Source organism: Streptomyces sp. NBC_00328, assembly GCF_036139655.1.
Taxonomy (GTDB): Bacteria; Actinomycetota; Actinomycetes; order Streptomycetales; family Streptomycetaceae; genus Streptomyces.
Map to the genome: position 1 here is coordinate 1,681,109 of NZ_CP108013.1, position 26,264 is coordinate 1,707,372.

Below are 26,264 nucleotides of genomic sequence, written 5' to 3' on the forward strand. Positions count from 1 at the left end.
TCCTCCAGACCTCGGGCAAGGAGAATGTCCACGTGGGAGCGGGTTCGGGCGGAGTGTCGGGCAGGCAGCGACGAAAGGACCTGAGCGGTCGTGAGTGAGAATCAGAACCTCCTCGCGGAGCAGCGTCGCGCTCTGATCCTCGACGAGGTGCGCCGCCGCGGTGGCGTCCGCGTGAACGAGCTGACGCGAAGACTCGGTGTCTCCGACATGACGGTCCGCCGTGACCTCGACGCGCTGGCCCGTCAGGGTGTCGTCGAGAAGGTGCACGGCGGCGCGGTGCCGGTGGTCGAGGCGAGCACACACGAACCGGGTTTCGAGGCCAAGTCGGGTCTGGAGCTGACCGCCAAGGAGGACATCGCGCGCACCGCGGCCGAGTTGGTCGCACCGGGCTCGGCGATCGCCCTCTCCGGCGGTACGACGACGTACGCCCTGGCTCATCACCTGGTGGACGTCCCGGACCTGACCGTGGTCACCAACTCGGTGCGTGTGGCTGACGTGTTCCACTCGGCGCAGCGCACCTCGGGTCAGCGTCAGGGCGCCGCGACCGTCGTTCTCACCGGTGGGGTGCGCACGCCGTCCGACTCGCTCGTCGGACCGGTGGCCGATCAGGCCATCGCGGCCCTGCACTTCGACGTCCTCTTCCTCGGTGTGCACGGCATATCGGCCGAGGCCGGGCTGTCGACGCCGAACCTCGCGGAGGCGGAGACCAACCGGCGGCTCGTGCAGTCCGCGCGACGCGTCGTCGTGGTGGCGGACCACACCAAGTGGGGCACGGTGGGCCTCAGTTCGTTCGCCACGCTCGACCAGGTCGACACGCTGGTGACCGACGCCGGGATGCCCGCCGCGGCCCGCGCGGAGATCTCGGACCACCTGCGCCTGGTGGTGGCCGGTGAACCCGAGGACGATACAGACATCTGACGGCCCGCCAGCTATGGTGACGCTGCCCGCGCCGCCGTCCGTGGCGCGGGTGCGCCCGGCCGTCGCTCGCGGCCGGTTCCAACGGACGGCCTGTCGAGTCCGGTTCATGAGACCGCCACCGAGTCCGGTGCCGTGAGCGGGTCGGACCGGACCGGGTTCGCGGGGGGGGCGAGCGGGCTGTGACAGGTGTTTTCCGCGTACATGGAGACCGAGACCGGAACCCCGTTCCGGTGAGGGGGTTCGTTCATGGCACGTCGACTGCGTCCGGTGGGACCCGACTTCGTCGAGACCGCTCCGCTGCGTCTGGTGTTCGCGCGGGAAATCGCCGCGCCTCCCGAGGCCGTCTTCTCCGCGCTCGCCGAGGACGTGTCCGGCTGGAGCGAGTGGTTCTCGGCGGTGACCCTCGTCCGGCCCACCGCCGACGGCGCCGGGCGCGAGGTACGACTCCGCGGCGGAACGCGCTTCGAGGAGACCGTCCTGGTCAGCCAGGGACCCGAGGTGTACACGTACCGGGCGGACGTCACGAACGCGCCGGGGCTCCGCGCTCTGGCCGAGGAGTGGCGGCTGACGCCCGCGGGCACGGGGACGCGCGTGCAATGGACCTTCGCCGCCGACGGAACGGCCTTGTTCCGGGCGGCACTCACCGTGGGGCGGAGCGGCCTTGGGCATGCCTTCCGCGGCGCGGCGTCGGCGCTGGACCGGCGACTGGCATCGGCACCGGCCTGAACCGCAGGGGTCCGAGACGTCGGGCTTGAGGCATGCTGAAAGGCGTCCATTTGCGCACAACCGCACCGGACCCCGGCCATCCGCGGTGTACAAGCCAGCGGCGCCTGCCGCACCCGGGGCGGGAGGACCGCCGTGGCCGTGACTGGTTGGTTGAAGGACCCATGCTCACGGTCGCCGCCGGGCAGAGGTCACGCACGCGCTCCCGGGGCCCAGCGCCGATGGCCGGGTGAACCGGGCCCGGACTACCGCCCGTCGAGCGCCTTGTCGAGGGTGAGGGTCGCGTCGATGAGCGCGAGGTGGGTGAACGCCTGGGGGAAATTGCCGAGTTGGCGGCCCGTCGGGTCGACCTCCTCCGAGTACAGGCCCAGATGGTTGGCGTACCCCGCCATCTTCTCGTACACCAGTCGTGCCTGGTCCGTCCGCCCCGCCCGGACGAGGGCGTCGACGTACATGAACGTGCACAGCGAGAAGGTGCCCTCCGAGCCGCGCAGGCCGTCGGGCGAAGCCTCCGGGTCGTAACGGTAGACGAGACTGTCGCTGACCAGTTTCCGCTCGATGGCGTCCAGGCTCGAGGCCCAGATCGGGTCCTCGGGGCTGAGGAACCCGACGGTGGACATGCGCAGCAGTGAGGAGTCCAGTACGTCGCTGCCGTAGTGCTGGACGAAGGCCTGCTGTTCCTCGCTCCATCCCTTGGCCATGACCTGGTCGTAGACGGCGTCCCGCTCGGTCTGCCACCGTCCGTACGAGGACGGCCAGCCCTTCGCCTCGGCGAGGCGCAGGGCGCGGTCGAACGCCACCCATGACATGACCCGGCCGTAGGTGAAGTCCTGGCGGCCTCCGCGGGTCTCCCAGATCCCCTCCTCCGCCTGGTCCCAGTGGTCGGCCAGCCAGTCCAGGTTCTCCCGCATGGAGGTCCATCCCGCGTGCCCGATCTGGAATCCGCGCCGGTGCGCGAAGTACATGCTGTCCAGCGCCTCGCCGTAGATGTCCAGTTGGAGCTGCGTCGCGGCGCCGTTGCCGATCCGTACCGGCGCGGAGCCCGCATAGCCCTCCCAGTGGCCGAGTATCTGCTCCTCCAGGTCGGACGAGCCGTCGACCTTGTACATGACGTTGAGCGGGCCCGTGGTCCCGCTCTCGCCGGCCCTCTCCTTGACCCGGTCGCTCAGCCAGGCGATGAACGCCCGGGCCTCTTCGGTGAAGCCCAGCCCCAGCAGGGCGTACACGGAGAAGGAGGCGTCGCGGATCCAGGTGAAGCGGTAGTCCCAGTTGCGTTCGCCGCCCAGTTGCTCCGGGAGAGCCGTGGTGGGCGCGGCCACCAGGGCGCCGCTCGGTGCGAAGGTCATGAGCTTGAGCGTGATCGCGGAACGCTCCACCGTCTCGCGCCAGCGCCCGGTGTAGCGGGACTGCGCCAGCCACGAGCGCCAGAACGCCACGGTCCGGTCGAAGAGCCGCTGGTACGCGTCCAGGCGGATCTCGGCCGGCGGCCCCTCGGCGCCCATCTCCAGCACCAGCCCGCGCTGTTGACCGGCCCGCAGCGTCACCGACAGGCGCAGGGCGCCGTCCTGGTCCGTGAGAACGTCGAGGAGCCGCTCGTCCTCCGGTTCGCGGATGGGGTGCATGGTGAGTTCGGTGCCGTCCTCCGCGGCGAAGACCGCTCCGTGCCCGGTGATCTGCGCCCCGTGCTTCGCGCGTCCGTAGTCGAACCGCGGGGCGATCTCCACCTCGAACGTCATGCTGCCGCGCACACAGCGGATCAGACGCACCAGACGGTGGCGGGAGGTGACCGTCGTGCCCGTCACCGGCATGAAGTCGACCACCTCGCCGGCGCCCGCCCCGGTCATGAACCGTGTCACCAGGATCGCCGTGCCGGGCAGGTACAACTGCTTGGTCGCATGGGTCGGATGCACCGGCCGGACCGTGCAGTGACCGCCCTTCTCCTTGTCCAGCAGCGCCCCGAAGACACTGGGCGAGTCGAACCGCGGGGAGCAGAACCAGTCGACCGTACCCTCGGTGGTCACCAGCGCCGCGGTCTGCAGATCGCCGATGAGACCGTGGTTCTCGATCAGTGGATAGCCGTCCATCACAGCGCCCCTTCCGGTTGTCAGAGGTGTTCGTCGTCCTCGGTGGTCTTGCGGTTCCGGTTGGCCATTTCCTCCCAGAAGGCGTGCAACTCCCTGACGGGGACGCTGACCCATGGCGCGGTGTGCCGGCTGACGGCCGGCAGATGCCAGCGGAAGCGGCTGTGCAGGAGCGCCTGTTGCTGCCGGCAGAACAGCTCCGCCATCTCCGCCTGCGCGTTTCCGGCCTTGGGGGGATAGGGGCACAGACGGAACTCGCACGGGGACGTGCAGGTGGTGCGGGATTCGCCCTTGTCGGCCCGGCCGATGCTGCGTTCGGGGTGGAGCAGGCTGCGGTCGTGGGTGAGACAGTGCGGGAGGCCGGCCTTGTTCGAGAGCTTCAGACGTTCCTCGATGTCGTCCGGGCTCCCGTTGCCCTCGGTGAGGTTGAGCAGGACCATGACGTCGGCGAGGAGGCGCTGCGCCCGAGGGTGCAGGCTGCTCCAGCCGACGGACGGGGAGATCCACAGGTTGTGCTTGCGGTAGCGGTCCGGGTCGGCCGGGGTGGAACCGACGCTGTCGCTGACTTCGTTCTCGTCGATCCAGATGAACCGCTCGGGGTGTCCCGTCTCCAGGGCCAGGGTCACCAGATCCCCGGCTTCGGCGATGAACGGGTGGAGGACCTTTTCGCCGTGGTGCCGGTACGCGGCGCCGATGTGGGCCGGGGTCTCCTCGTGTGCGCTGCCGGCCATCGCGAGCCACCGGGTGACCGACTTTATGGGCTCCACGGGGCCACTGGATGTCACGTCGTCGTCCTTCGTGAGGCTGGTGGCCGGTGGCGTGGAACGGCTCCGCCGGTTCGTCGCGCCGGACCCGGCGGTGCGTCCGATCGCGTCGGGAAGCTCCCAGAGGCACAGCGCCTGAAGCAGACTCAGTTGCGCGTACCAGTAGCGACTGCAGGTGAGCATCTTCTCCGCCTGCTCCACCAGGTGGGCCCGGGTCTCCTCGTAGGCCGCCGGGTGCCGTCTCCTGCGGTTCGCCGCGTTCTTGAAGCCCTGGGCCAGAGCGTTCTCCAGGGAGAGCGGCATGGGCGGACTCTGCTGTCCGGTCTGGGCGGTCAGGTTGCGCAACCAGAGGCTCAGCCGCTCCTTGGCCTCGTCACGGTACTTTTCGGAGACGGACCCGACGGCCATGGGAACGAGCCAGGCCCGGAGGGTGAAGTGGCGCCACCATGTGGTCCGGCACTGCTCGTACTCCCTCACGATCCAGTCGTGCTCCCGCTGCCTCTTTTCCGCCGCCTCCGGGCCGGCGGCGGGGTCCGGATCTTCTTCATTGAGCCAGGCGGTGTAGTCGCGGTCGAGTTTCTGCTTGGCGTCACGGATCTTTCCCAGGTACTGGGATATGGGATCGGATCCGAGGGGGAATTCCGTGCGCAGTTCCTGGAAGGCCGCGTCACCACCGGCGGCAATCTGATGGGCGATCGCGATCCGGACCGTATGAGAGGGCTCGTGCGTGCCGATCTGGAAAAGGTGCTTGTAGGGAAGAGTCGGGCGTGCGGGATCCTGTCCCGGACATTCCGGGAGGGGACGACTCGCATTGCTGCGACGATCCCGTTCCCGCAGTGCGGATCCGAAGTTCCGCACCAGCCTCAGTTTCGCGCTCTCGATGGTCCGCTGATCGCCTCTGATGTCCAGGCCCGCCCATTGTTCATCGAGTTCGTGGGCCAGTTTGTCCTGTATCGGTACCGGATCGACACAGTCTATTTCCAGGGCCGCGGCGTACAGGTCGAAGTACTTCGCGTCATGCCGGGCCGCGGCGGCGTTGCTGAGCAGCTCGGCCAGTTTCGGCGACGTTCCATGACGGTTCCGGGCACGAGGAGTGGCGCGCCGCACGGCGGCCGACCGGGAAGCGAGAGGGGCCGCCCGGTGACGTGAGAGCAGTACGAGAGCGATGAGAAGTTCCCGCGACGGACCCGGGCTGTGAAGCGCCGGTTCGACGACCGCGGCGATCTTGTCGTCCGGCACTTCCCTCAGCAGGCGATAACCCATGTACGCCTGGAGGATGCTGTGCGGGAACCGAACCTTGTTCTTGCGGCCGTACACGAGTCCGAGGAGTTGTCCGTTGGCGGTGTGTCTCGCCAGCTCGGTCCGGCACTCGTTGGGGTAGTCCAAGGTGTTGAGCCAGTGCGCCGACCCGCCGATCTTTCGGCACATCACACCCCAGATCTCGTCGCGCTGCGCCGGGGAAATGGCAAGGCGGGTTCCATACCGCTGGGCGGCGCCCGGCGATTCCTGGTGATTTCCCTGGGATTGCGCGCGGCCGCGAAGGTCGTTCGCGTGTGCGCTGACGAAGTCGTCGAACGTGACCTCGATGCTGTCCTGCAAAAGTCCCAGGCAGGCCATGGCGGACACGACCCACATGGTCTCCCGGCGTTCCTCGCGGCCCATCACCAGATCGTCGAATATGCGACCGTCTTCAATGGCCTGACGATAGGTGTTGAGGAATCCGAGCCTGAGAGTGGAGCAGTCGTTGCTCCGGGTGTCCAGGCGGTCCTTTTCGTCGCGGAGGGTGAGGTGATCCAGCAGCCCGCACTGCTGCAGCAGGCGGGCGATCCGCAGATAGATCGGTGATTCCACGACCTTGGCGGTCTCCACCACCCAGTCGAGGCGGCGTTCGTCCAGCTCGCCCGGTTCCCGTACCAGGTATTCCAGGGCCGCTTCCTCGCTCAGCGGTTCCATGTCGGCGATCGCCGCCCGGGTGCCCTCCAGGGGCGTGTGCGGGCGCGAGGCGATGACCAGGGGCAGCTTCTGCCGGTCCGCTCGCTCTATCGCCCGTCGGATGATGTTGTCGCGGTCGTCCTGGTACTTCTCGTCGAGAAGGGCCTCTTCCAGCCCGTCGGCGATGACGACGACCTTGCCGTCGAGTCGAAGCTGCCGCCAGGTCTTGTCGATGTTGCTGCCGGCGAGTACTCCCTGGTCCGCTTCCTCCTGGAAGCGGCGCCGTGCCATTTCCTCGAAGTCGAGCTCACCGTCACCCTTCATGTCGCGCAGACTTATGGGCACGGGAACGGCCGACTGCTGTGCCAGCATCCGGGTGAGTTCCACCAGAACGGCTGTTTTGCCGACGCCCACACCACCGACGAGCAGATAGGGCTTTCGGGTTTTCCCGTTGCGGAGTGTCTGCGCTATCACCTGGGACAGTTCGCGGCGCCCGACGATCCGATTGCCGAAGGTCCCGGCGGTGGAGACCAGCTCATGCGGACGCGAACGCGCCTTGTCGATGAGCGGCTTCTTGGTCTTGTGGTACCAGTAGAGAAGGAAGAAAGTCAGTATCAGGGAACCGGTAAGGACTGGCCCCGCGATGTGGTTTACAGCGTCAAACCAATCGGATCCCAGCACCTCATGGAACTGCGATTTACCGTCCTCCACAAAATCATAAACAGCCGCTGCCACCCAAATGAAAAGCAGCACCGTCCCGATGAGAGCGTACGCGCGCAGCAGAGGTCCGAGCGAAAACAGCCCGGGGCGCCAACTGCGAGCCGCGGCGATACTCTTGTGCGCCTCCCTCTTCGTCCTGAAGGTGCGCCATTCCTTGCGCGTCGCCCCTGAGAGCCGGGACCACCATCGCCTCGGGTACAACGTGTACCAGGGGGCGTTGTGCGGCCGTTCCTTGCCTTCCGGACGGCGGATCACCTTGGTGGGCATGAGGCCGTTCCCTCCGGGCTGCACTTCATTGACGGGACGTCATACGAGCGCCGGGTGCGGACGCACAGGGAAACCAGCGAGCCGTACTCGTGGCACCACGCATCACAAGCGTGTTCTCCGCCCCACACCGCCACAGCGCGATATCGCCGCCCCGCGTCGAGGTCATCTGCCCGCGAACGTCGAGGTCGCCTGCCCCGCGAATATTCCACTGGCACGCAGGCCTTCATTTCCATGAAAGCACTGGTGGGGAAGATCGCAACACGACCGCCGGTCGGCCGCGGGCGGGCTCCCGCGCAACCGGGGAAACAGGCGGGGACCGTCTCCGGACCGGAGTGCGACCGACCCGTGGACCGGCAGCGCCCGGCTCCTGGCGTGATGCTGCGCGAGGAGGTCTTTTCCAGGGCAGGGGCGCGCAGTTGGGTCGCGAGAGCCGGCCGATCGCCGTTGACCGTCTGCCGGGTGGCGAACGCGGCGAGCGTCCATCAGGCGCGCAGAACAGGCGTGTTGGGCGTGCCGAACGTGTGGCTGCCCATGGTGACCCATCGCGGCGTCCAGGAAATTGTGCGCGGAAAAGGTTTCCTGAGGCTCCTTCAGGTCCCTCTCGCCTGGGGGCGCGGCGTGCGGCAGGGGCCCGCGGCACATGCAGCGATCTTGAGGCTTCGCGCGTATCGTTGCTGACGCGACAGTGGCTTGTGCGCCCCGTCAGCAGCAGCGACACCAACACGCAGCTCGACCATCGAAGTTGCCATGAACACTCTGCGCTCTCTTGCGCCGTTCATCGGCTCGCTCGCAGAGTCCCCACACCTACCCGCGGCGGCAGCCCATGGACGCACTCGGCGTCCACAGCGATCCTCGGTCGTCGGCGACGTTTCCCATGTGTCCCGCCACTCACGTTCGGGCCGAGGCCGTGTGAGCGCGGCCGGCCGACTCGAACGCAGGCCGCCACGCCGGTCCCGGCTGCGCCTGGCAGCGGAGGAGTGACTGCCCATGTATGCGAAGTTTCCCAAGGGGGCGGCGAACCGCACCGACCCCGGGGCGGCGGCCGAGGTTCTCTACGACGCCGTCGTCGTCGGCGGCGGGATCTCCGGCGCTCTTGTCGCCCTGCGGCTGAGCGAAGCCGGCAGGAGAGTGCTGCTGCTCGAAGCGGGCCCGGCCGAAGACCTCACCCTGAGGGGCTACGAGGGCTACCTCGACCGGTTCTACTCAGCCGTCGGCAAGGACAACCAGGCCCCCTATCCGGCCGTCGCCAATGCCCCGATGCCACGCGGCACCGACGTACGGCGCATCACCCCGGGCGCGCCCGACGCCTCGGCCTACCTGGTCCAGAGCGGGCCCTTCGCCACCGACACCACCTATACGCGGGTCCTCGGCGGCACCACCATGCACTGGGAGGGCAAGGCGCTGCGGATGCTGCCCGAGGACTTCCGGATGCGAACGCTCTACGGCGAGGGGGCGGACTGGCCGCTCACCTACGAGGACCTCGCCCCGTTCTACAACGAGGCCGAACGCGAGATCGGCGTCTCCGCCGACGTGGAGGACCAGGCCTACCTCGGGATCGCCTTCGACAAGGACTACGTCTTCCCCATGAAAGGGCTGCCCCTGTCCTACCTGGACCGGACGGTCGCCAGGGACCTGGACGGGATGCCGGTCGAACTCGACGGAGAGCGGAGAGAGCTGCGGGTCCGGCCGTTCCCCCAGGGCCGGAACGGGATACCGAACCCGGCCTACGACGGCGGGCAGGGCTATGTGCCGCGAGGGGCGGTCAGCGCGTACCAGGTCGAGGTCGGCGAGCGGTGCCAGGGCAACAACAACTGCGTGCCCATCTGCCCGGTGCAGGCCAAGTACAACGCCGGCAAGACCCTGGCTCTGGCCCTCCAGAGCGGGCGGGTCGACCTGGTGGCCCAGGCGGTGGCCCACAAGGTGCACGTCGACGAGCACACGCACCGGGTGACCGAGATCGAGTACCGCCGCTACGACCGGCCCGACAGCCCCGGCTTCACGACGATGAGAGCCCGCGGCAGGCTGTTCGTCCTGGCCGCCAACGCGGTGGAGAACCCCCGGCTGATGCTGGCCTCCGGTCTGCGTGGTTCGAGCGGCCTGATGGGGCGGAATTTCATGGACCACGCCTACCTGCTCGCGTGGAGCCTGCTGCCGGAGGTGGCGGGCACCTTCCGCGGCACGATCTGCACGGGCGGCATCGCCGACCTGCGCGGGGGCAGCTTCCGCAGCCGCCAGGCGGCGTTCACCGTCGACATCCACAACGACGGCTGGGGCTGGGCGCGGGGTGCGCCGATGACGGACCTGATCGGCCTGGTGGACTCCGGTGGCCGCTACGGCGAATCCCTCCGCCAGGGCCTGGTGGACCGCGTGTCCCGTCAGCTGCAGCTCGCGTTCATGGTCGAAGTCCCCGCCGACCCGAGCAACCGGGTCACCGTGAGCCCGGACTACACCGACAAGCTGGGCAACATGCGGCCCGTTCTCACCTACAGCATCCCCGAGTACACGATGCGGGGCGTGGCGTACGCCCGGCAGCTCTCGAGGCGGATCTTCGCCCGGCTGGGGGCCGAGGACCATACCGCGTACGACCCGGGCTTCTGGGGCTATGCCGTCCACGACGGCGAGGGGTACGAGATCCGCGGGGGCAACCACCTCGCCGGCACCCACGTGATGGGCCGTGAGCCGTCGACCTCGGTGGTCGACGCGGATCAGCGGTGCTGGGATCACAAGAACCTCTACATGGTCGGCGGGGGAAGCATGCCCACCGTGGGCACCTCGAACGTGACGCTCACGCTCGCCGCCCTGTGCCTGCGCAGCGTCCGGGCCATGCTGGCCCAGCTCGACTCCGAGACCGCACCGATCAACGTGGCCTCCGACCGGCACCAGGCGGCGCCGACCTCAGGGGAGGCGGCCTCATGATCGCGCCCACCATCGAGAACCGTGACGACCTGCTCAGCTATCTGAACGCGGCGATGTCGCTCGAGCACGCGACCATCCCGCCGTACCTGACCGCGTACTACTCCATACACTCCAGCACCAACTCCGACGCCGCCCACATCATCCGGGTGACCGCTGTGGAGGAGATGCTGCACCTGACCCTCGTCGCCAACGTCCTGAACGCCGTCGGCGGGGAGCCCGACCTGACCCGCCCCGGTTTCGTGCCGTCCTATCCGGCCCATCTGCCGGACGGGGAGGACGACTTCACCGTCGACCTGCGGCCCTTCTCCCCCGAGGCGGTGGAGACCTTCTGCCTGATCGAGCGGCCGGGCAAGGCCCCCAGCGCCGACTCGCGGCTGGTGAGGACAACGGACAGCAGGGCCCGGTTCCTGGTCTCCAGCCCCACGGCCGAGGCGGTGCGCTTCTACAGCATCGGTGAGTTCTACGAGGAGATCATCGAAGGGCTCGAAAAGGTGGCGGCCAACGACCCCACGCTCTTCCGCGGGGATCCGGCCCGTCAGGTGGGGCCCGAGTACTTCTACTCCGGCGGCGGGGAGGTGACCGTCGTCTCCGACCTGAAATCGGCGCAGCAGGCGCTCCGCTTCATCGCCGGCCAGGGCGAGGGCCTCGACTCCGGGATCTACGACGCGGAAGGGGAGCTGGCCCACTACTACCGGTTCCGGCAACTGCAGCTCGGGCGCTACTACCAGGTGGGCGACCGCCCCGACGCGCCTACGGGGCCTTCGCTGAGCATCTCCTGGGACGACGTGTACAAGGTGAAGGTGAGCGTCCGGCTGGCCGACTACCCGCCGGGATCGGAACTCGCCCGTGTCGCCCGGGACTTCAACGCCGACTACGGGGCCTTCCTCGCCCTGCTCACGGAGGCGTTCAACGGACGGCCGGGCCTCTTGCAGGAGGGCGTCTGCGAGATGTTCCGCCTGCGCGACGGGTTCAACCGGCTGGTGTGCAACCCCCTGCCGGGCAGCGGCGGCCTGCACGCCGGTCCCACCTTCGAGATTCCGGCCGCGGTCGGACCCGGCCCGCAGGCCCCGCCCGGCGCCGGCGTCGGCGCCGACGGGACAACCCGGACGGTGACGCGATGACTGCCCCGTCGTTCGAGAAGTTCCTCTTCCTGTCGGTCGACCTCACCGCCTTCGAGGAGACGGATCTGCTCGGCACCGGCATGGCCCACAAGTACCTGGCGAAAGTGCGGGCCGCCTGCGGCGACGAGGTCGTCACCGCCCTCCTGGACGCCCACGGGGCGGCCCGGGACGACGCGGCCGGCGACGCCGGAAGCCATGCCCGGAGCCCGCTCGACCGGGATCTGTTCGACCGGGCCCTGCGCCACCGGATCTTCGGCGACGAACGGCTCGGCCCGGTGGCCCGCAACGTGATCAAGCTCTGGTACGCCGGGACGTGGTACGCGCTGCCCGCCGAGTGGACCGACCGCTACGGGGCCCAGCCGGCGGCGGAGACCTCCACGGTCACCGCCGCGGCATACCAGGAGGGGCTGCTGTGGCGGGCCATCGGGGCCAATCCCCCAGGTGCCAAGGCACCCGGATACGGCTCCTGGGCTCAGCCACCCCGCATCGCGGACCGCTACCTGAAAGGGGCGACGAGATGACGGACACCCTTCACCGTCTCAGCCCGGACAAGGTGAAGCTCGGCGTCTGCTGCACCCTGTGGTGGAACGACGACTTCCCCGCCATCGACGCCGGCATCTCCTTCGGCCAGGCCGTGAGCGACATGGCGCTCGCCGGCTTCCAGGGCTGCAGCATCGGGCACAAGTACCCCTCGGACGCCGACGAACTCAAGGCCGCCCTCGATCTCCGCGGTCTGAGTGTGTCCGAGCCCTGGACGAGCACGTACTTCACGATCGGCAGGATGCGGGAGAAGACGGTCGCCGCCTTCGAGGAGACACTGGCCCATATCAAGGCCCTGGACGGGACCGAGCTGGTCGTGGCCGAGTTCGGCGCCTCGTCGCACCTGCTTCCCGTGGACGTGTTCGCCAACCGCCCCGTCTTCACCGACTCCCAGTGGGACGCCTTGACTTCGGGCCTGGACGAGCTCGGCAGGATCGCCGCCTCGGCCGGGCTGAAGCTGAGCTATCACCACCACATGGGCACCGGCGTCATGACCCGGGCCGACGTCGACCGGCTGATGGCCTCGACCGATCCGGAGCTGGTCCATCTGCTGCTCGACACCGGCCACATGGCCTTCGCCGGCGACGATCCGCTGGACCTGGCCCGGTCCTACGCCGACCGCATCGGCCACGTCCACCTGAAGAGCGTCCGGCCCGAGATCGTGAGCCTGGTGCGGGAGGAAGGCCTGTCGTTCCAGGAGGCCATCCAGCGCGGCGTCTTCACCGTGCCCGGAGACGGCGGGATCGACTTCCGGCCCATCCTCGAAGTGCTGGCCGCCGCCCACTACGAGGGGTGGCTGGTCGTGGAGGCGGAGCAGGATCCGAACAAGGCCGTGCCGCTCGAGTACGCCAAGAAGGCCCGTGCCTACCTCGCCGACATCCTGGGCTGGTGACCATGAACGCGAAACTCGGACGAGACGTCTTCTTCAGCTTCTTCATGTTCACGGCTGATCTGCGGCCACAGGACACGGGGTACAGCCGGGTACTGATCGATCACCTGAAGGTCCTGACCGACATGGGCTACGACGGCTTCGACGTGCATATCGCCGCTCAGCCCACGAGTGTCGATCACAAGCTCGAGGTCGACCGTTACGCGGGCCTCAAGAAGGCGTTCGAGCGGGCCGGGCTCGGGGAGGTGAAGTTCACCACCAACGTCGGGACCACGCGCACCTTCGACCCGACCTCTCCCTACGAGGAACAGCGCGGGCAGGCCCTGTCCTACCTCAAGTCACGCGTCGACATCACACGCGTCCTGGGCGGCGACTCGATCATGTCCGGGCCGTTCATCTACCCCTACGGGGTCTTTCCGGTCACGGACACCGATGAGCCGATCTGGAGCGACGCCCTGCAGGACTGGATGAAGCCGCGCTACGACGCGGCGCGTTCCGTTTTCGAGGAACTGCTGGAGTACGCCGCGGCGCGCGAGGTGAGGCTCGCCGTCGAGCCCGTCAAGAGCTGGGAGACGCCGCCGCCCAACATGGTCTCGGAGGTGCTGGACTTCCTGGAGGGCCTCGACCACCCGGGGGGTGGCGTGACGATCGACACGGCGCAGGTCGTGATGGAGAGCCAGGGTCCGTCGGTCCTCAAGGAGAACGTCGCGAGAGCGACACGACAGGACCGGCTCTACTACGTCCACATCTCCGCACCCGACCGGGGAGCGGTGAAGGACAGCTGGGTCCCGTGGGACGTCCTCTCGCGCGAGATCGAGCCGGTGTACCGCGGGCCGTACCTGATCGAGGTGTTCAACGCGATTCCGCCCTTCGACCGTTCCATGCGCATGGCACGCCGGCGTTTCTGGCGGCCCGGCGAGGACGACCCGGTGCCCGGCAGGGACAGCGCCTACGACGTCGCGCGGGCCGCGTTGGAGGAACTGCGAGAGAAGACCGCCTAATCGAGGAAAGGGGACTCCCGTGCCGGCTCAGGTGTCGGATCCCATCACCATGGTCGTGAAGCAGACGGGCGACGTCCGTATTCACACCTTCGTCGCGTCCTTCACGGGCAGCAACATCGCGAACGCCACGCATGTCATCGAAACCAGGAACCAGCTCGTTCTCGTCGACTCGCAGTTCCTCTCCCCCTACGCGAGAGCCTTCAGGGACTACGCGGACAGCCTGGGCAAGCCGATCGAAAGGCTGTACATCTCCCACAGGCACCCCGACCACTGGTTCGGCCTCGGGACCGCGTTCACCGACGTCACGGTCCACGCGCTGTCCGAGACCATGACGTTCATCCACGATCATGGTGAGGACTCGCGAAGCGACCACTGGAAACTCGGTGACCTCGCCCCGGAGCGCATCGTGGTTCCGGAACAAGTGGCCAGTGCCGGCGAAGACAAGATCGACGGGGTCAGGTACGTCTTCGACCGGGTGACGGACACCGAGATCGACTACCACCTCACCATCAGGCTTCCCGATCTGGGCGTGTATTTCACTCAGGATCTGGTCTACAGCGGCACCCATCTGTACCTGACGAAACACATGGCCCACTGGATCCGGGTGCTGCGCGACATGCTGCTGTCGGACTACGAGTTGTTCCTGCCGGGCCACGGTCTCCCGGCCGACAAGAACGAAGTCGCCCGCAACATCGAGTACCTTTCCGCCGCTCGGCAGGCAATCGGTGACGGGCTGACAGGCGACGCCTTCAAGAGCTTCATGCTGCAGCGGTATCCGGAGCGCAAGTGCCCCGGGATCTTCGACATCTACCTGCCCCGGCTGTTCGGCGGCGCGAGCGACTACTGACCACGGAGGTGCCTCGACCATGACCGAGAGCTGCACTGTAGGACAGTACTTGGTGGACCGGCTCCGCCAACTGGGGCTGGAGCACCTGTTCGCCATCGCGGGAGACTACTCGATCGAATGGCTGAACCGGTACGTCGCGCCGAGCGGCACGAAGATCATCGAGGAAGTCAATGAGGTGAACGCCGGTTACGCGGCGGACGGATACGCGAGACTGAGGGGAATCGGCGCGCTCTGTGTCACCTATTCCGCGGGCGCGCTGTGCGCCGTGAACGCGGTCGCCGGCGCCTACGTCGAGAGGGTGCCCCTCGTACTGATCAACGGAACACCGAGCGTCAAGAAGACCATCACCTTCGAACAGACCGGCTTCAGCGCGCATCACTTCATCAGCGGACGGGAAACGGATCTCCAGTCGTTCGAGCACCTGACGGTGGCGGCCGTACGGATCGACAATCCCGACCTCGCGCCGACGCTGATCGACTACGCACTGACCCGGTGCATCAGCGAACGGCGCCCGATCTACATCGAACTGCTCCAGGACATGGTCGACTTGGAGTGCGAGCCGCCGGAAGGCGCTCTGAAGCCGGTCAGGGTTCTGTCGGACGAGACCAGCCTGGAACAGTCGGTCGCCCGGATCGGCGCACAGCTCGAACGCGCCGAGAATCCTCTCGTATGGCTCGGCGTGGAGATCGACCGTCTCGGCCTTCAGGACAAGGCCATGCGTCTGATCCAGCAGCTGAACGTCCCGTTCGTCACGGAACTTCTCAGCAAGGCCGTCCTCTCCGAGGACGACGCGCTGTTCGTCGGCGTGCTCGACGGCCAGGCGTCGTCGAAGGTCGTGACGGATCTGGCCGACACGTCCGACTTCGTCCTGGCGCTCGGGGTGTGGCTGACGGACATCAACTCGTTGGGCTGGGACCCGGACTACGACAAGACCGCGTTCGCGTCGTTCGACGCGGTCAAGTTCGGAACCTATTTCGGCGGGCAGGTCGCGCTGGAGCACCTGATCGACGGCATCCTGGCGGAAAAGATCGCGCCCAAAGAACGGAAACTCCCGGAAATCCCGGCTCGCAGCGCGCCGACCATGGAAAAGGCCGAGCTCATCACGTACCAGGGGTTCTACGACTACATCCAGCGGTACGTCGACAGGAACACCATCGTCGGTGCCGACGCGAGCATGAACTACTTCGGGAGCCTGCTGCTCGATGTGCCCAGCCCGGGAGGTTTCATCGTCCAGTCGTCCTACTCCTCGATCGGCTACAGCGCGCCGGCCGCGACGGGTATCTGCCTGGCGAAGGGTCCCGAGCAAAGGGTCATGGTCTTCTCGGGTGACGGCGGCTTCCAGATGACGGCCCAATGCCTCTCGACCCAGACCCGGTTGGGGCTCGATCCGATCATCTTCGTCATCGACAACGGCGTCTACGCCGTGGAGCAGTGGCTCGCCGACGCATCGGTGTTCCACTCCGACGAACCGTTCTACAAGCCCTGCGAGCTGCACCGGTGGAACTACAGCAGGCTGGCAGAGGTCTTCGGTTGCCGGGGATGGGAAGTCGGCACGTACGGCGAGCTGGAGGATGCCGTGACGGATGCGCTGGGGAACTCGACCGGTCCGTCCATCGTCCAGGTACGCGTGCCTGAGAAGACGATCCCCGACAATGCGAACTGGAAGGCCCGATAGTGGGAGGGGTGCTGCTCCTTGCTCCGGCGCGCGACGAGGGCACATGAGGGGCCCGTCCCGGGTCAGGCAGGCCAGACGCCCGTCTCCAGCAGGGAGTTGATCGCCGTCATGTACGGCGCGATGTCCAGGCCCTGTTCGGCCAGCCACGCGTCGGAGTAGTACTTGTCGAGGTAGCGGTCGCCGGGGTCGCACAGCAGCGTGACCACGCTTCCCCTGCGCCCCTCGGCCACCATCTCGGCGACGATCTTCAGGGCGCTCCACAGGCCGGTGCCGGTCGAGCCGCCCGCCTTGCGGCCGATGGCCTGCTCCAGCGCGCGGACGGCGGCGACGCTCGCCGCGTCCGGCACCTTCATCATGCGGTCGATCGCCCCGGGCACGAAACTCGGCTCGACGCGCGGTCTGCCGATGCCCTCGATGCGCGAGCCGCGGTCGCAGGTGACGTCCGGATCGCCGGTGGTCCAGCCCTCGAAGAAGCACGAGTTGTCCGGGTCGGCGACACAGATGCGGGTGTCCGCCTGCATGTAGTGGACGTAGCGGGCGAGGGTCGCCGAGGTGCCGCCGGTGCCGGCCGTGGCGACGATCCACGCGGGTTCCGGGAACCGTTCGAGGGCCAGTTGGCGGAAAATGGATTCGGCGATGTTGTTGTTCCCGCGCCAGTCCGTGGCCCTTTCCGCATAGGTGAACTGATCCATGTAGTGTCCGCCGGTCTCGGCCGCGAGGGCGACGGACTCCGCGTAGATCTTGCGCGAGTCGTCCACGAAGTGGCACTGCCCGCCGTGGAATTCGATCAGCCGGCACTTCTCGGCACTCGTCGTGCGCGGCATGACCGCAATGAAGGGCACACCGACGAGGCCCGCGAAATAGGCCTCGGACACGGCCGTCGAGCCGCTGGACGCCTCGATCACCGGGCGGCCGGGCCGGATCCAGCCGTTGCACAGGCCGTACAGGAAGAGCGAGCGGGCCAGACGGTGCTTGAGGCTGCCCGTGGGGTGGGTCGACTCGTCCTTCAGGTACAGGTCGACACCCCACTCCTCGGGGAGCGGGAAGCGCAGCAGATGGGTGTCCGCCGAGCGATTCGCATCCGCTTGGACTTTGCGCACGGCCTCTTTGAGCCAGCTCCGGTACTCCGGGTCGCTGCGGTCGACATCGAGGGTCTCACCGGTCCGGATCGGCTGGGGAGTGCTCACGGGAAGGCTCCTAACGCATGGCGCCGACACCGCTTCGGCTGGTCGGACGCCTCGATCATAAGCACCTTCCGCACGCTCCTCACCTGCATAAACACACCTTTGAGCGCCCCAAAGCCGTCCCTGGGGGGACGCAGGGAATCCGCATCCGGGATCAGGGAACCCGTCCTCAGGGGGGCGCATCCCGGCCTTTGCTCCCGTCACCGCCACCACCTCGCCGTACGCACTGGTGCTCGGCGCGACCTGCGGGCAGACTGCACCGCGCGGGGCGGTCGCTCCCGACGTGGATGCACACTGGGTCACGACAGGGCACAGCCGGAGCGCACAAGGGGGCGGAGCATCATGGCGGAGCCGGAGTTCACGGCCACGGGCGTGCGGATCGGGAAGAGGCTGCGTTCGCTCACCCGGGCCGGACAGGTCCGGATCAGCGACGGCAGGCTGGAACTGCTCACCAGCTACGGCAGCGAGATCGACAGCGCGCCGGTGCAGGCGGTGCGCGCCTCGAAACCCTGGTTCGCTCACGAGGACCGGGCGTTGGCGGATGTCAATGGCACGCGCTACTCGCTCACGCTCGGCGAGCACGATCCGGCACCCGGCCGGCCGGGACCCCCGTCGGCGCGCCGCTTCATCGAGGCGGTCCGCAAGGCGGCGGGACGCAGCCGCTGAGGTGCGCCGACCGCGCCGGCCCCACGTCCTGAAGCACCGCGAGTTGCGGGACCGTGGCCCCTGAGTCACTCTGATGTCACATCACTCTGGGTTCACCGGCGATAACGCTGCGAACCAGCCCGCCGGTCGTCACAGCAGGCGGCCGTTCAACTCAGCCACTCTGCTGGATCCGATCTCCGCCTTCTTCCGGACCTCAATTCGGGGAGTCGCAGCCGTGATCAGCCAGCCAAGCAGGCATTGCACGGTGGAGCTCCAAGCCCTGCCGTCGCGGATCGGCCAGGTCCGCAGAATCGTCTCTGCGCAATTGCGCTACTGGCATCTGGACCCCTTGATAGACCGGGCCGCGCTCGGGGTGACCGAGCTGTTGTCGAATGTCCACCGGCACGCCCAGCCGGACAAACTCTGCACCGTGGAGATCGAGCTGCTGCTCGACCGGCTCACGGTCTCCGTGCACGACCACGATCCCCGGCTTCCCGTGATACGCGAAGCCGACCCCGGCTCCACCTGCGGACGCGGCCTGGCCATGGTCGCGGCGGTCAGCGAGAGCTGGGGTGTGCGCCCCGACGGCGAGTCGGGCAAGGTCGTATGGTTCACGCTTCCGGCGTCCACCCCCGTGGTGGCGGCTTCACTGCGTCCGCCGTACGAGACCGCGAGCGAGGTCACGCTCCGGCACACCGTCGACGTACTCAGGCCGGAACACGCTCCCGCCCGGTCGGCCGTTGCCGGCTGACCGGGCGGTGACCCCCCTCTCGTGCGCCGCTCGCTCACGGGCGCCGTACGGCATCGGGTGGCTCACTCCGTGGCGATGGCCCGCAGCACGTCGAGGCGGGCCGCCCGCCGTGCTGGACGCAGTCCCGCGAGGGCCCCGGCCGCGAGACCCACCAGCGCCACCACCGCGAGACGCAGCGGCGGGACCGCGAAGGCGAAGGCGCTGTCCGACGCTCCGTCGGAGGCCTCGACCAGCACCCAGCCGAGGAAGGCACCGAGGGCGAGCCCGCCCGCCGTGCCGAACGCGGCGACGAGGACCGACTCCCAGCGGACCATCGCGCGCAGCTGCGCCCGGGTCTGTCCGACGGCCCGCAGCAGACCGAGTTCCCGAGTGCGCTCGTGGACCGCGAGCGTGAGGGTGTTGGCGATGCCGAGCAGGGCGATGAGCACCGCGAGGGCCAGCAGCGCGTAGACCAGGGTCAGCATCATGTCGATGCCGGCCGCCGAGGACTGCGCGTACTCGTCCCGGGTCTGCACCTCGGGGTTGCCGTACCGCTCGGCGACCTTCTGCACCGCGGCCTTGCCCTCCGCCGGGCTCACGCCGTCCTTGAACGAGACGGCGACGACCGTGTCGGCGTCCTGGGTGCGGTGCGGGGCCCAGGCGGCGCGGGTGATGACGTAGTCGCCCGCGAGTTCCGACCGGCCGTAGACGGCACGGACGGTGAAGTCGGCCTTCCGCCCGTCGGTGAAGGCGAGCCGGGCCGTGTCGCCGGTCGCCAGGTGCTGCTTGTCGGCCTCCGTACGGGTGATGGCGATGCCGTCGGTGCCGAGGCCGTTCAGGGAGCCCTGTACCTGGCCGAGGTCGAAGACCTTGCCGAGCGCGACCGGGTCGGTGACCGTCAGCGCACGGCCCTGACCGTTGACCTCGGCGACCCCCTTGCCCAGTCCCACCGCGTACTCGACCGAGGGCTGACGCACGAGGGCCGGAGCCAGTTTCGGGCTGAGACCGCTGCCGCCCGCTCCGAACGACGGCGTGCTGACGGCGACGTCACCGGCGAAGGAACGCGAGACCGTCTGGTCCATGGTGGCCTTGAGCGAGGCGCCGAAGACCGTGAACAGCGAGACGACGGCGACGCCGATCATCAGGGCGCCCGCGGTGGCGGCGGTCCGCCTGGGGCTGCGCAGCGCGTTGCGCCGGGCGAGCCCGCCGGTGACGCCGCGCAGCCTGTCGAGGGGCGCGCCGAGGACCCGTACGGCGGCCGAGGACGCGACCGGACCGAGGACGACGAAGGCGGCGAGGGCCAGTACGGCGCCGAGTCCGGCGAGCCACAGCGACGGGGTCAGCAGGACTCCGGTCAGGGTGACGCCCACCGCCAGGGCGGCCAGTCCCCCGCCCGCCGTCGCCCGTACCCGCGAGGCACCGGACTCGTCGACCGCGGTCTCCCGCAGGGCGGCGAGCGGAGCGGTGCGTCCCGCACGGGCGGCGGGCAGCAGGGCGGAGCCGAGACAGACGACGACGCCGACACCCAAGGGCAGCAGCATGGACAGACCGCTGATCACCAGGCCCCCTTCCGGGAAGGGGAACCCGATGGCCGGGAAGAGGGCCTGGAGTCCGGCCGCGATCCCGATGCCACCGGCGATCCCCACCGCCGAGGCGGCCACGGCGACGACGCTCGCCTCGGCCAGGGTCGACGCGGTGACCTGCCTGCGCGAGGCGCCGAGGGCGCGCAGCAGCGCGTTCTCACGGGTGCGCTGGGCGACGACGATCGCGAAGGTGTTGTGGATGGAGAAGGTCGCCACCAGGAGTGCGATGCCGGAGAAGACGAGCAGGAGCGTGGTGAAGAGGGTGAGGAACTGGCTGGAGACCATGTCGGTGTTCTCCCGCGCGGACTCCTGTCCCGTGATGGCCTCGACCCCCTTCGGGAGTACGGGAGTCAGCGCGGAGACGAGTTCGTCCTGACTCATCCCGGGACCGGCCCGCACCCGGATGCCGGCGGCCTCGCCGGGCCTCGCGGTCAGGTACTTCTCCGCGTCGGCCCGGGTCATCCCGGTGAAGGTCACCTGGGCCATGCCGTCCTCGCCGCCGAAGGTCGCGAGGCCCACGATCGTCACGCGGACGGGGTCGGGCGTGCGCAGGACCGTCGTGTCGCCGATCTTCAGGTGGCCCTTCTCGGCGGCTCCCCGGTTGACGACAACCTCGCCGGACTTGGCGGGGGCGCGGCCTTCGGCGAGCCGGTACGCGTTGAGTTTCGGGTCGTCGATCCAGTTGCCCGCGAGGGTGGGCGGGCCCTGTCCGCCGACGGGTTTCCGGTCGGAGCCGACGAGCTGGCCCGCGCCCTGGATGTCGGGCGCGGCGGCCGCGACTCCTGGGACGTGCTCGATCGTCCCGACCAGACCGGTGCCGACGGGCGCGCGGACGCCCTGGCTCTCCCCCGGGGTGGTGATGACGCCGGCGCTGCGGACGACGGCGTCGGTGCCCTGGGTCGCGTTGCCGAACATCGTGTCGAACCCGGCGCGCAGGGTGTCGCCCATGACAAGGGTGCCGGCCAGAAAGGCGACGCCGAGGAACACGGCGAAGAACGTCCCGGCGAAGCGGCGTCCGTGGCCGCGCAGCGACGAGAGGCTGAGGCGCAGTGCGGCGTTCATACGGCCGCGCCTTTGCTGTCGAAGGCCTTCATGCGGTCGAGGACCTTGTCGGCCGTCGGGTTCTCCATCCGGTCCACGAGGCGTCCGTCGGCGAGGAAGACCACCTCGTCGGCGTGCGCGGCGGCGACCGGGTCGTGGGTGACCATGACGACCGTGCGGTCCATCCGGCGCACCGCCCGGCCGAGGAGGCCGAGGACTTCCTGGCCGGAGCGGGAGTCGAGGTTGCCGGTGGGTTCGTCGGCGAAGACGACGTCGGGTTCTCCGGCGAACGCCCGTGCCACGGCGACGCGTTGCTGCTGCCCGCCGGACAGTTCGCTCGGCCGGTGGTGGAGCCGGTCGCGCAGACCGACGACATCGACGAGGGTGTCGGTCCAGGCGCGGGAGTCCTTGGTCCCGGCGAGGTCCATGGGCAGGGCGATGTTCTCGGCGACCGTGAGCGTCGGAATCAGGTTGAACGCCTGGAAGACGAAGCCGATGCGGTCCCGGCGCAGCAGGGTCAGACGGCGGTCGTCGAGGGTGCCGAGCTCGGTGTCGCCGATGTACGCGGCTCCCGAGGTGAGGGTGTCGAGACCGGCCGCGCAGTGCATGAGGGTGGACTTGCCCGAGCCCGAGGGTCCCATGATCGCGGTGAAGCGGCCGGCCGGAAAGCCCACGCTCACCCCGTCGAGGGCCCGGACGGCGGTGTCGCCGCTGCCGTAGATCTTCACGGCGTCGACGACACGTGCCGCGTCCGGGCGGGCGGTCGCGGTGGTCATGCCGCACCGCCCTTGCCCGTACGTCCGAACTGCTCGTCCAGGACGGACAGCCGGCGCCAGTACTCGTCCTCGTCGATCTCTCCGGAGGCGAAGCGGCGGCCGAGCACGGCGATCGGCGAGTCACCGGTCGGCAGGGACCCGCCGGGGCCGAAGCCGCCCGTCGCCCGCCAGGGGCCACGGCGTCCGCGCCAGGCGGTGCGCCGCAGCACGGTGACGACGCCGATCACGACGGCCGCCCAGATCAGCGGGAAGAACAGGATCCACGGGCCGGGGCCGCCGTCCCAGTGCGCCAGGGTCTGCATCTCGAGTCATCTCCTCGGTGGAACCACGCGTCTGCGCGGGATCTCTTGGTGATGTCTCGAGACTCGCCCCGGCAGGGGGGTCAAGTCGTCGTACGGCCAGCGGCCGTGCGCCTACCTCCGCGGGAGTACGCCGGGCGACCCGGGCTGCTTCCCGCGGCGGCTCGCTCGTTCGACGGCGGCCCGGGGATGCCGTCTCTCGGGCCGCGACTTCGCCGTCCCCCGGCACTCCCGAGGGTCAGACGGGCAGCGCCTTCAGCGGATCGTCCAGGACCGGCTGCCAGGCCAACTCGGCCGCTCCGACCAGGCTGTTGTGGTCCAGGGTGCAGGCGAGGATCGGTACCCCGCCGCTGCGTCCCCACAGGCTGCGGTCGGCGACGACGGCACGCAGCCGGTCCGGGTCGGCGTCCAGCAGGGCGCGGTGCAGTCCGCCGAGGATGATGCGGTCCGGGTTGAGAATGCTGATGAGACCGGCCAGGCCGAGGCCGAGGCGGTCGATCAGCGCCTCGATGGCCGTGCGGACGGACGGATCGTGGCTCTCGTCGCGGATCAGCTCGTTGGACTGCTGGAGCAGCGACACCTCGGGGCCGGGGGCCCGGCCGGCCGCGGTGAGGAAGGCCAGCGGGTCGGCCTCGACGTCGAGACAGCCGCGGCTTCCGCAGTGGCAGGGGCGGCCCTCGGGATTGACGGTGAGGTGGCCGACTTCGAGGGCGAGCCCCGAACTACCGGTGTGCAGACGCCCGTCGAGCACGAGGGCACCGCCGACGCCACGGTGTCCGGTGGCCACGCACAGCAGGTCGCGGGCGCCTCGCCCCGCTCCGTGCCGGTGCTCGGCGAGGGCGGCGAGGTTGACGTCGTTGGCGGCGAACGCCGGCCCCTCGATCCCGGCCGCGCGCACCCGCTCCGCGAAGATCTCCCGGACGGGGGCCCCTGCGGGCCAGGCCAGGTGCAGCGGATTGAGCGCGAGCCCTTCGGGTTCGGTGACGGCCGACGGTACGGCGAGCCCGGCGCCCACACAGCGGCGCCCGGTCTCGCGGAGCAGTTCGGCGCCCGCGTCGACGACCGAGCCGAGCACCTTCGCCGGATCGGCGTCGACGGTCTCGCAACCGGGCGCGGTCGCGACGATCCGGCCGCCGAGGCCGACCAGGGCGGCCCGGAACCCGTCGGCGTGCACCTGTGCGGCCAGCGCGACGGGCCCGTCGTCGGCGACCTCCAGCCGGTGCGAGGGCCGCCCCTGCGAACCCGCGGCGGCACCGGGCCGCGCGTCGACGCGGATCAGCCCCAGCGCCTCCAGCTCCGCGGCCACCGCGCCCGCGGTCGCCCGGGTGACCCCCAGTTCGGCGGTGAGCACGGCACGCGTCGGGGCGCGCCCGGTGTGCACAAGTTCCAGCGCCGGTCCGAGCGCTCCGCGCCCCCGGTCGAGCCGTGTCCGCGTGCTGCCATCCCCCGCCGTCCGGGGGCCCGCCTTGCCGTTCATGAGGGCGAGTCTCCCATGATCCGCTCCCGCGGGGCCCGTCCGGTCGCGGCCGCCGCGCGACCGTGACGGCGTCCGCCGCCCGGGGCTGCCCGACGATTCGCGTCGTCGCCCGTCGCACGGCAGACAGGAATCTCCGGGACAGGCTCTACGGGGCGGGCTCCGGCGGGAAGCCGCCGGCGCGGAGCGTGAGGTTCAGCCGCCCGGTCAGTCCCAACTCGGGGGGCGCCGTGCCCCCGTACACCTTCGGTACTCCGTGGTACGCGAGCCGTGACGGGCCGCCGAACACGAAGAGATCGCCGCTGCGCAGCTCGATGTCGGTGTACGGCCGAGTCCGGGACTCCGTGTTGCCGAACCGGAAGACACAGGTGTCGCCCAGGCTCAGCGACACGACCGGGGCGTCGCACGATTCGTCGCTGTCGCGGTGCATGCCCATACGGGCTTCGGCGTCGTAGAAATTGATCAGCGCGATGTCGTACGCGGCGGACGGATCCGAGCCGGGGGCGTCGGCGCCGAGGGCGTCCGTGACCGCGTCACGGGCCAGCCGGCCGAGCCGGTCGGGGAAGGGCTTGACCGGCGAACCGTCGCCGTCGACCACCGTGCGCGCGTAGCCGTACGGGTACCAGTGCCGGCCCAGACAGACCTGGCGTGCGGTCATCGTGCCTCCGCCGGGGGTACGGACGGTGCGCAGGCCCGCAGGGGGCCGGGCCCAGGCGCGGCAGGCGTCCACCATCAGGCGCTGGCCTCGGGCGTCCAGCCAGTCCGGAAGGTGCACGGCGCCCGGCGCGATCTCCGTCCTGCCGCGCGGGAACAGCTCCGCGTCCATCGACATACCCCCATCGTCGCGCACCTCAGGCCCTCCGGGTCGCTTAGCCTTGACCCACGATGAACGACCGGATGACGACACCCTGGGGCGAGCACGAACTCGCCCGCTTCCCCGAGGACCCGCGCGACCGGCTGCGTGCCTGGGACGCCGCCGACACCTATCTACTGCGGCACCTCGCGGAGAGCGGCACCCCGCTGACGGGTTCGGTCGTGATCGTCGGCGACCGCTGGGGCGCCCTCACCACGGCGTTGTCCGAGCGGCGGCCGACGCAGATCACCGACTCCCACCTGGCGCGGGAGGCGACCCGCTCCAATCTGGCGCGGGCCGGTGCCGAGGAGTCCGCGGTCCGGCTCCTCACGACCCAGGACCCGCCTCCCGGGCGGATCGACGTGCTGCTCGTACGGGTGCCGAAAAGCCTCGCCCTGCTGGAGGACCAACTGCACCGGCTGGCACCCGGCGTGCACGAGGGAACGGTGGTGATCGGCACCGGGATGGTCAAGGAGATCCACACCTCGACGCTGCACCTCTTCGAGCGGATCCTCGGTCCGACCCGCACGTCGCTGGCCGAGAAGAAGGCCCGCCTGATCTTCTGCACCCCGCTCCAGGGGATCGCCCGGAGGGCCAACCCCTGGCCGTACAGCTATCTGCTGCCCGACGACGTCGGCCCGGTCTCCGGCCGCACGGTCGTCAACCACGCGGGGGTCTTCTGCGCCGACCGCCTCGACATCGGCACCCGCTTCTTCCTCGGGCATCTGCCGAGCAGCCGGGGCCCCGAGCGGGTCGTGGACCTGGGCTGCGGCAACGGCGTGGTCGGTACGTCCATGGCGCTCGCCAATCCCGAGGCCGAGGTGCTGTTCGCCGACGAGTCGTTCCAGGCGGTGGCCTCGGCGGAGGCGACGTACCGGGCGAACGCCGACGGAAAGGCCGAATTCCTCGTCGCCGACGGGCTGGAGGGAGTGCCTTCCGGGAGCGTCGACCTCGTCCTGAACAATCCCCCGTTCCACTCCCACCAGGCGATGACGGACACGACCGCCTGGCGGATGTTCTCGGACGCCCGGCGCGCGCTGCGGCCGGGTGGCGAGCTGTGGGTGATCGGCAATCGCCATCTCGGCTACCACCTGAAGCTGCGCCGCCTCTTCGGCAACAGCGAACTGGTCGCGGGTGACGCCAAGTTCGTGATTCTCCGGGCCGTGAAGAAGGACGCCGGGCGATAGGGCTCGTCCGAGGCCGTCCGACCGGGGCGGGGCTGCCCCGGGGGACGCCCGCGCTCGACCCCGCGGACAGAATCCGATCACTTTTTGATCACCTCTGG

General features: G+C 69.4%; 20 protein-coding genes. 12 read left to right on the forward strand and 8 right to left on the reverse strand.

Annotated elements, in window-relative coordinates; all coding sequences use genetic code 11:
- Positions 1-90: 90 nt before the first annotated feature.
- On the forward strand, positions 91-918 hold the full coding sequence (locus OG485_RS07180) for a DeoR/GlpR family DNA-binding transcription regulator (RefSeq protein WP_326789360.1): 828 nt from the start codon (positions 91-93) through the stop codon (positions 916-918).
- A 246-nt stretch (positions 919-1,164) separates the two neighbouring features.
- Complete coding sequence (locus OG485_RS07185; protein WP_328665134.1) at positions 1,165-1,644, forward strand: SRPBCC family protein; 480 nt, start codon at positions 1,165-1,167, stop codon at positions 1,642-1,644.
- A 242-nt stretch (positions 1,645-1,886) separates the two neighbouring features.
- On the opposite strand, the gene OG485_RS07190 is transcribed toward OG485_RS07185, so the two are convergent.
- Positions 1,887-3,725 (reverse strand): glycoside hydrolase family 15 protein, encoded by a 1,839-nt coding sequence (locus OG485_RS07190; protein ID WP_328665135.1) that lies wholly within the window; start codon positions 3,723-3,725, stop codon positions 1,887-1,889.
- Positions 3,726-3,745: 20 nt separating this feature from the next.
- On the reverse strand, positions 3,746-7,129 hold the full coding sequence (locus tag OG485_RS07195) for an ATP-binding protein (RefSeq protein WP_328665136.1): 3,384 nt from the start codon (positions 7,127-7,129) through the stop codon (positions 3,746-3,748).
- 1,263 nt (positions 7,130-8,392) lie between these two features.
- Between OG485_RS07195 and OG485_RS07200 the strand changes: the two genes are divergently transcribed.
- The 7 genes from OG485_RS07200 to OG485_RS07230 are packed head-to-tail and all read left to right on the forward strand — an operon-like array spanning position 8,393 to position 16,394.
- Positions 8,393-10,321: a GMC family oxidoreductase gene (locus OG485_RS07200; protein ID WP_328665137.1), complete on the forward strand. Its 1,929-nt coding sequence runs from the start codon at positions 8,393-8,395 to the stop codon at positions 10,319-10,321.
- A complete protein-coding gene (locus OG485_RS07205) occupies positions 10,318-11,442 on the forward strand; it encodes a ferritin-like domain-containing protein (RefSeq protein ID WP_328665138.1) in 1,125 nt (374 codons plus the stop codon). The genes OG485_RS07200 and OG485_RS07205 overlap by 4 nt, the downstream gene beginning before the upstream one ends.
- Positions 11,439-11,963, forward strand: a complete 525-nt coding sequence (locus OG485_RS07210) for a hypothetical protein (protein ID WP_328665139.1) — start codon at positions 11,439-11,441, stop codon at positions 11,961-11,963. The genes OG485_RS07205 and OG485_RS07210 overlap by 4 nt, the downstream gene beginning before the upstream one ends.
- On the forward strand, positions 11,960-12,874 hold the full coding sequence (gene iolE, locus OG485_RS07215; RefSeq protein WP_328665140.1) for a myo-inosose-2 dehydratase: 915 nt from the start codon (positions 11,960-11,962) through the stop codon (positions 12,872-12,874). Before OG485_RS07210 ends, iolE begins: the two co-directional genes overlap by 4 nt.
- Before the next feature lie 2 nt (positions 12,875-12,876).
- Positions 12,877-13,872: a sugar phosphate isomerase/epimerase family protein gene (locus OG485_RS07220; protein WP_328674263.1), complete on the forward strand. Its 996-nt coding sequence runs from the start codon at positions 12,877-12,879 to the stop codon at positions 13,870-13,872.
- A 19-nt stretch (positions 13,873-13,891) separates the two neighbouring features.
- On the forward strand, positions 13,892-14,719 hold the full coding sequence (locus OG485_RS07225; protein WP_328665141.1) for an MBL fold metallo-hydrolase: 828 nt from the start codon (positions 13,892-13,894) through the stop codon (positions 14,717-14,719).
- 19 nt (positions 14,720-14,738) lie between these two features.
- Positions 14,739-16,394, forward strand: a complete 1,656-nt coding sequence (locus OG485_RS07230) for an alpha-keto acid decarboxylase family protein (protein WP_328665142.1) — start codon at positions 14,739-14,741, stop codon at positions 16,392-16,394.
- A gap of 62 nt (positions 16,395-16,456) precedes the next feature.
- Here the strand turns inward: OG485_RS07230 and OG485_RS07235 are convergent, their stop codons facing one another.
- Complete coding sequence (locus OG485_RS07235) at positions 16,457-17,581, reverse strand: PLP-dependent cysteine synthase family protein (protein WP_328665143.1); 1,125 nt, start codon at positions 17,579-17,581, stop codon at positions 16,457-16,459.
- 339 nt (positions 17,582-17,920) lie between these two features.
- Here OG485_RS07235 and OG485_RS07240 point away from each other — a divergent pair, with 339 nt between their 5' ends.
- Entirely contained in the window at positions 17,921-18,244 is a 324-nt protein-coding gene (locus OG485_RS07240; protein ID WP_326789348.1) for a hypothetical protein, read from the forward strand.
- A 214-nt stretch (positions 18,245-18,458) separates the two neighbouring features.
- Complete coding sequence (locus OG485_RS07245) at positions 18,459-18,974, forward strand: ATP-binding protein (protein ID WP_328455322.1); 516 nt, start codon at positions 18,459-18,461, stop codon at positions 18,972-18,974.
- 62 nt (positions 18,975-19,036) lie between these two features.
- Here OG485_RS07245 and OG485_RS07250 read toward each other — a convergent pair whose 3' ends face one another.
- The 5 genes from OG485_RS07250 to OG485_RS07270 form a co-directional block, all read right to left on the reverse strand.
- The gene (locus tag OG485_RS07250) at positions 19,037-21,598 is read right to left on the reverse strand and encodes an ABC transporter permease (protein WP_328665144.1); all 2,562 of its coding nucleotides are present in this window, start codon (positions 21,596-21,598) and stop codon (positions 19,037-19,039) included.
- On the reverse strand, positions 21,595-22,353 hold the full coding sequence (locus OG485_RS07255; protein ID WP_328665145.1) for an ABC transporter ATP-binding protein: 759 nt from the start codon (positions 22,351-22,353) through the stop codon (positions 21,595-21,597). The genes OG485_RS07250 and OG485_RS07255 overlap by 4 nt, the downstream gene beginning before the upstream one ends.
- The gene (locus tag OG485_RS07260) at positions 22,350-22,655 is read right to left on the reverse strand and encodes an SHOCT domain-containing protein (protein WP_328665146.1); all 306 of its coding nucleotides are present in this window, start codon (positions 22,653-22,655) and stop codon (positions 22,350-22,352) included. Before OG485_RS07260 ends, OG485_RS07255 begins: the two co-directional genes overlap by 4 nt.
- Positions 22,656-22,890: 235 nt before the next feature.
- The gene (locus OG485_RS07265) at positions 22,891-24,129 is read right to left on the reverse strand and encodes an ROK family protein (protein WP_326789343.1); all 1,239 of its coding nucleotides are present in this window, start codon (positions 24,127-24,129) and stop codon (positions 22,891-22,893) included.
- A 145-nt stretch (positions 24,130-24,274) separates the two neighbouring features.
- Entirely contained in the window at positions 24,275-24,952 is a 678-nt protein-coding gene (locus OG485_RS07270; protein ID WP_328674264.1) for an alpha-ketoglutarate-dependent dioxygenase AlkB family protein, read from the reverse strand.
- A gap of 59 nt (positions 24,953-25,011) precedes the next feature.
- On the opposite strand from OG485_RS07270, the gene OG485_RS07275 reads away from it, so the two are divergent.
- On the forward strand, positions 25,012-26,166 hold the full coding sequence (locus OG485_RS07275) for a methyltransferase (protein WP_328665147.1): 1,155 nt from the start codon (positions 25,012-25,014) through the stop codon (positions 26,164-26,166).
- The last annotated feature ends 98 nt before the right edge of the window (positions 26,167-26,264 follow it).

Bases quoted from the DNA above. Each gene is read 5' to 3' on its own strand.
- iolE (WP_328665140.1), top strand. From the start codon at position 11,960: ATGACGGACACCCTTCACCGTCTCAGCCCGGACAAGGTGAAGCTCGGC.
- OG485_RS07240 (WP_326789348.1), top strand. From the start codon at position 17,921: ATGGCGGAGCCGGAGTTCACGGCCACGGGCGTGCGGATCGGGAAGAGG.
- OG485_RS07230 (WP_328665142.1), top strand. From the start codon at position 14,739: ATGACCGAGAGCTGCACTGTAGGACAGTACTTGGTGGACCGGCTCCGC.
- OG485_RS07270 (WP_328674264.1), bottom strand. From the start codon at position 24,952: ATGGACGCGGAGCTGTTCCCGCGCGGCAGGACGGAGATCGCGCCGGGC.
- OG485_RS07250 (WP_328665144.1), bottom strand. From the start codon at position 21,598: ATGAACGCCGCACTGCGCCTCAGCCTCTCGTCGCTGCGCGGCCACGGA.
- OG485_RS07255 (WP_328665145.1), bottom strand. From the start codon at position 22,353: ATGACCACCGCGACCGCCCGCCCGGACGCGGCACGTGTCGTCGACGCC.
- OG485_RS07220 (WP_328674263.1), top strand. From the start codon at position 12,877: ATGAACGCGAAACTCGGACGAGACGTCTTCTTCAGCTTCTTCATGTTC.
- OG485_RS07260 (WP_328665146.1), bottom strand. From the start codon at position 22,655: ATGCAGACCCTGGCGCACTGGGACGGCGGCCCCGGCCCGTGGATCCTG.
- OG485_RS07190 (WP_328665135.1), bottom strand. From the start codon at position 3,725: ATGGACGGCTATCCACTGATCGAGAACCACGGTCTCATCGGCGATCTG.
- OG485_RS07265 (WP_326789343.1), bottom strand. From the start codon at position 24,129: ATGAACGGCAAGGCGGGCCCCCGGACGGCGGGGGATGGCAGCACGCGG.
- OG485_RS07205 (WP_328665138.1), top strand. From the start codon at position 10,318: ATGATCGCGCCCACCATCGAGAACCGTGACGACCTGCTCAGCTATCTG.
- OG485_RS07275 (WP_328665147.1), top strand. From the start codon at position 25,012: ATGAACGACCGGATGACGACACCCTGGGGCGAGCACGAACTCGCCCGC.
- OG485_RS07210 (WP_328665139.1), top strand. From the start codon at position 11,439: ATGACTGCCCCGTCGTTCGAGAAGTTCCTCTTCCTGTCGGTCGACCTC.
- OG485_RS07200 (WP_328665137.1), top strand. From the start codon at position 8,393: ATGTATGCGAAGTTTCCCAAGGGGGCGGCGAACCGCACCGACCCCGGG.
- OG485_RS07185 (WP_328665134.1), top strand. From the start codon at position 1,165: ATGGCACGTCGACTGCGTCCGGTGGGACCCGACTTCGTCGAGACCGCT.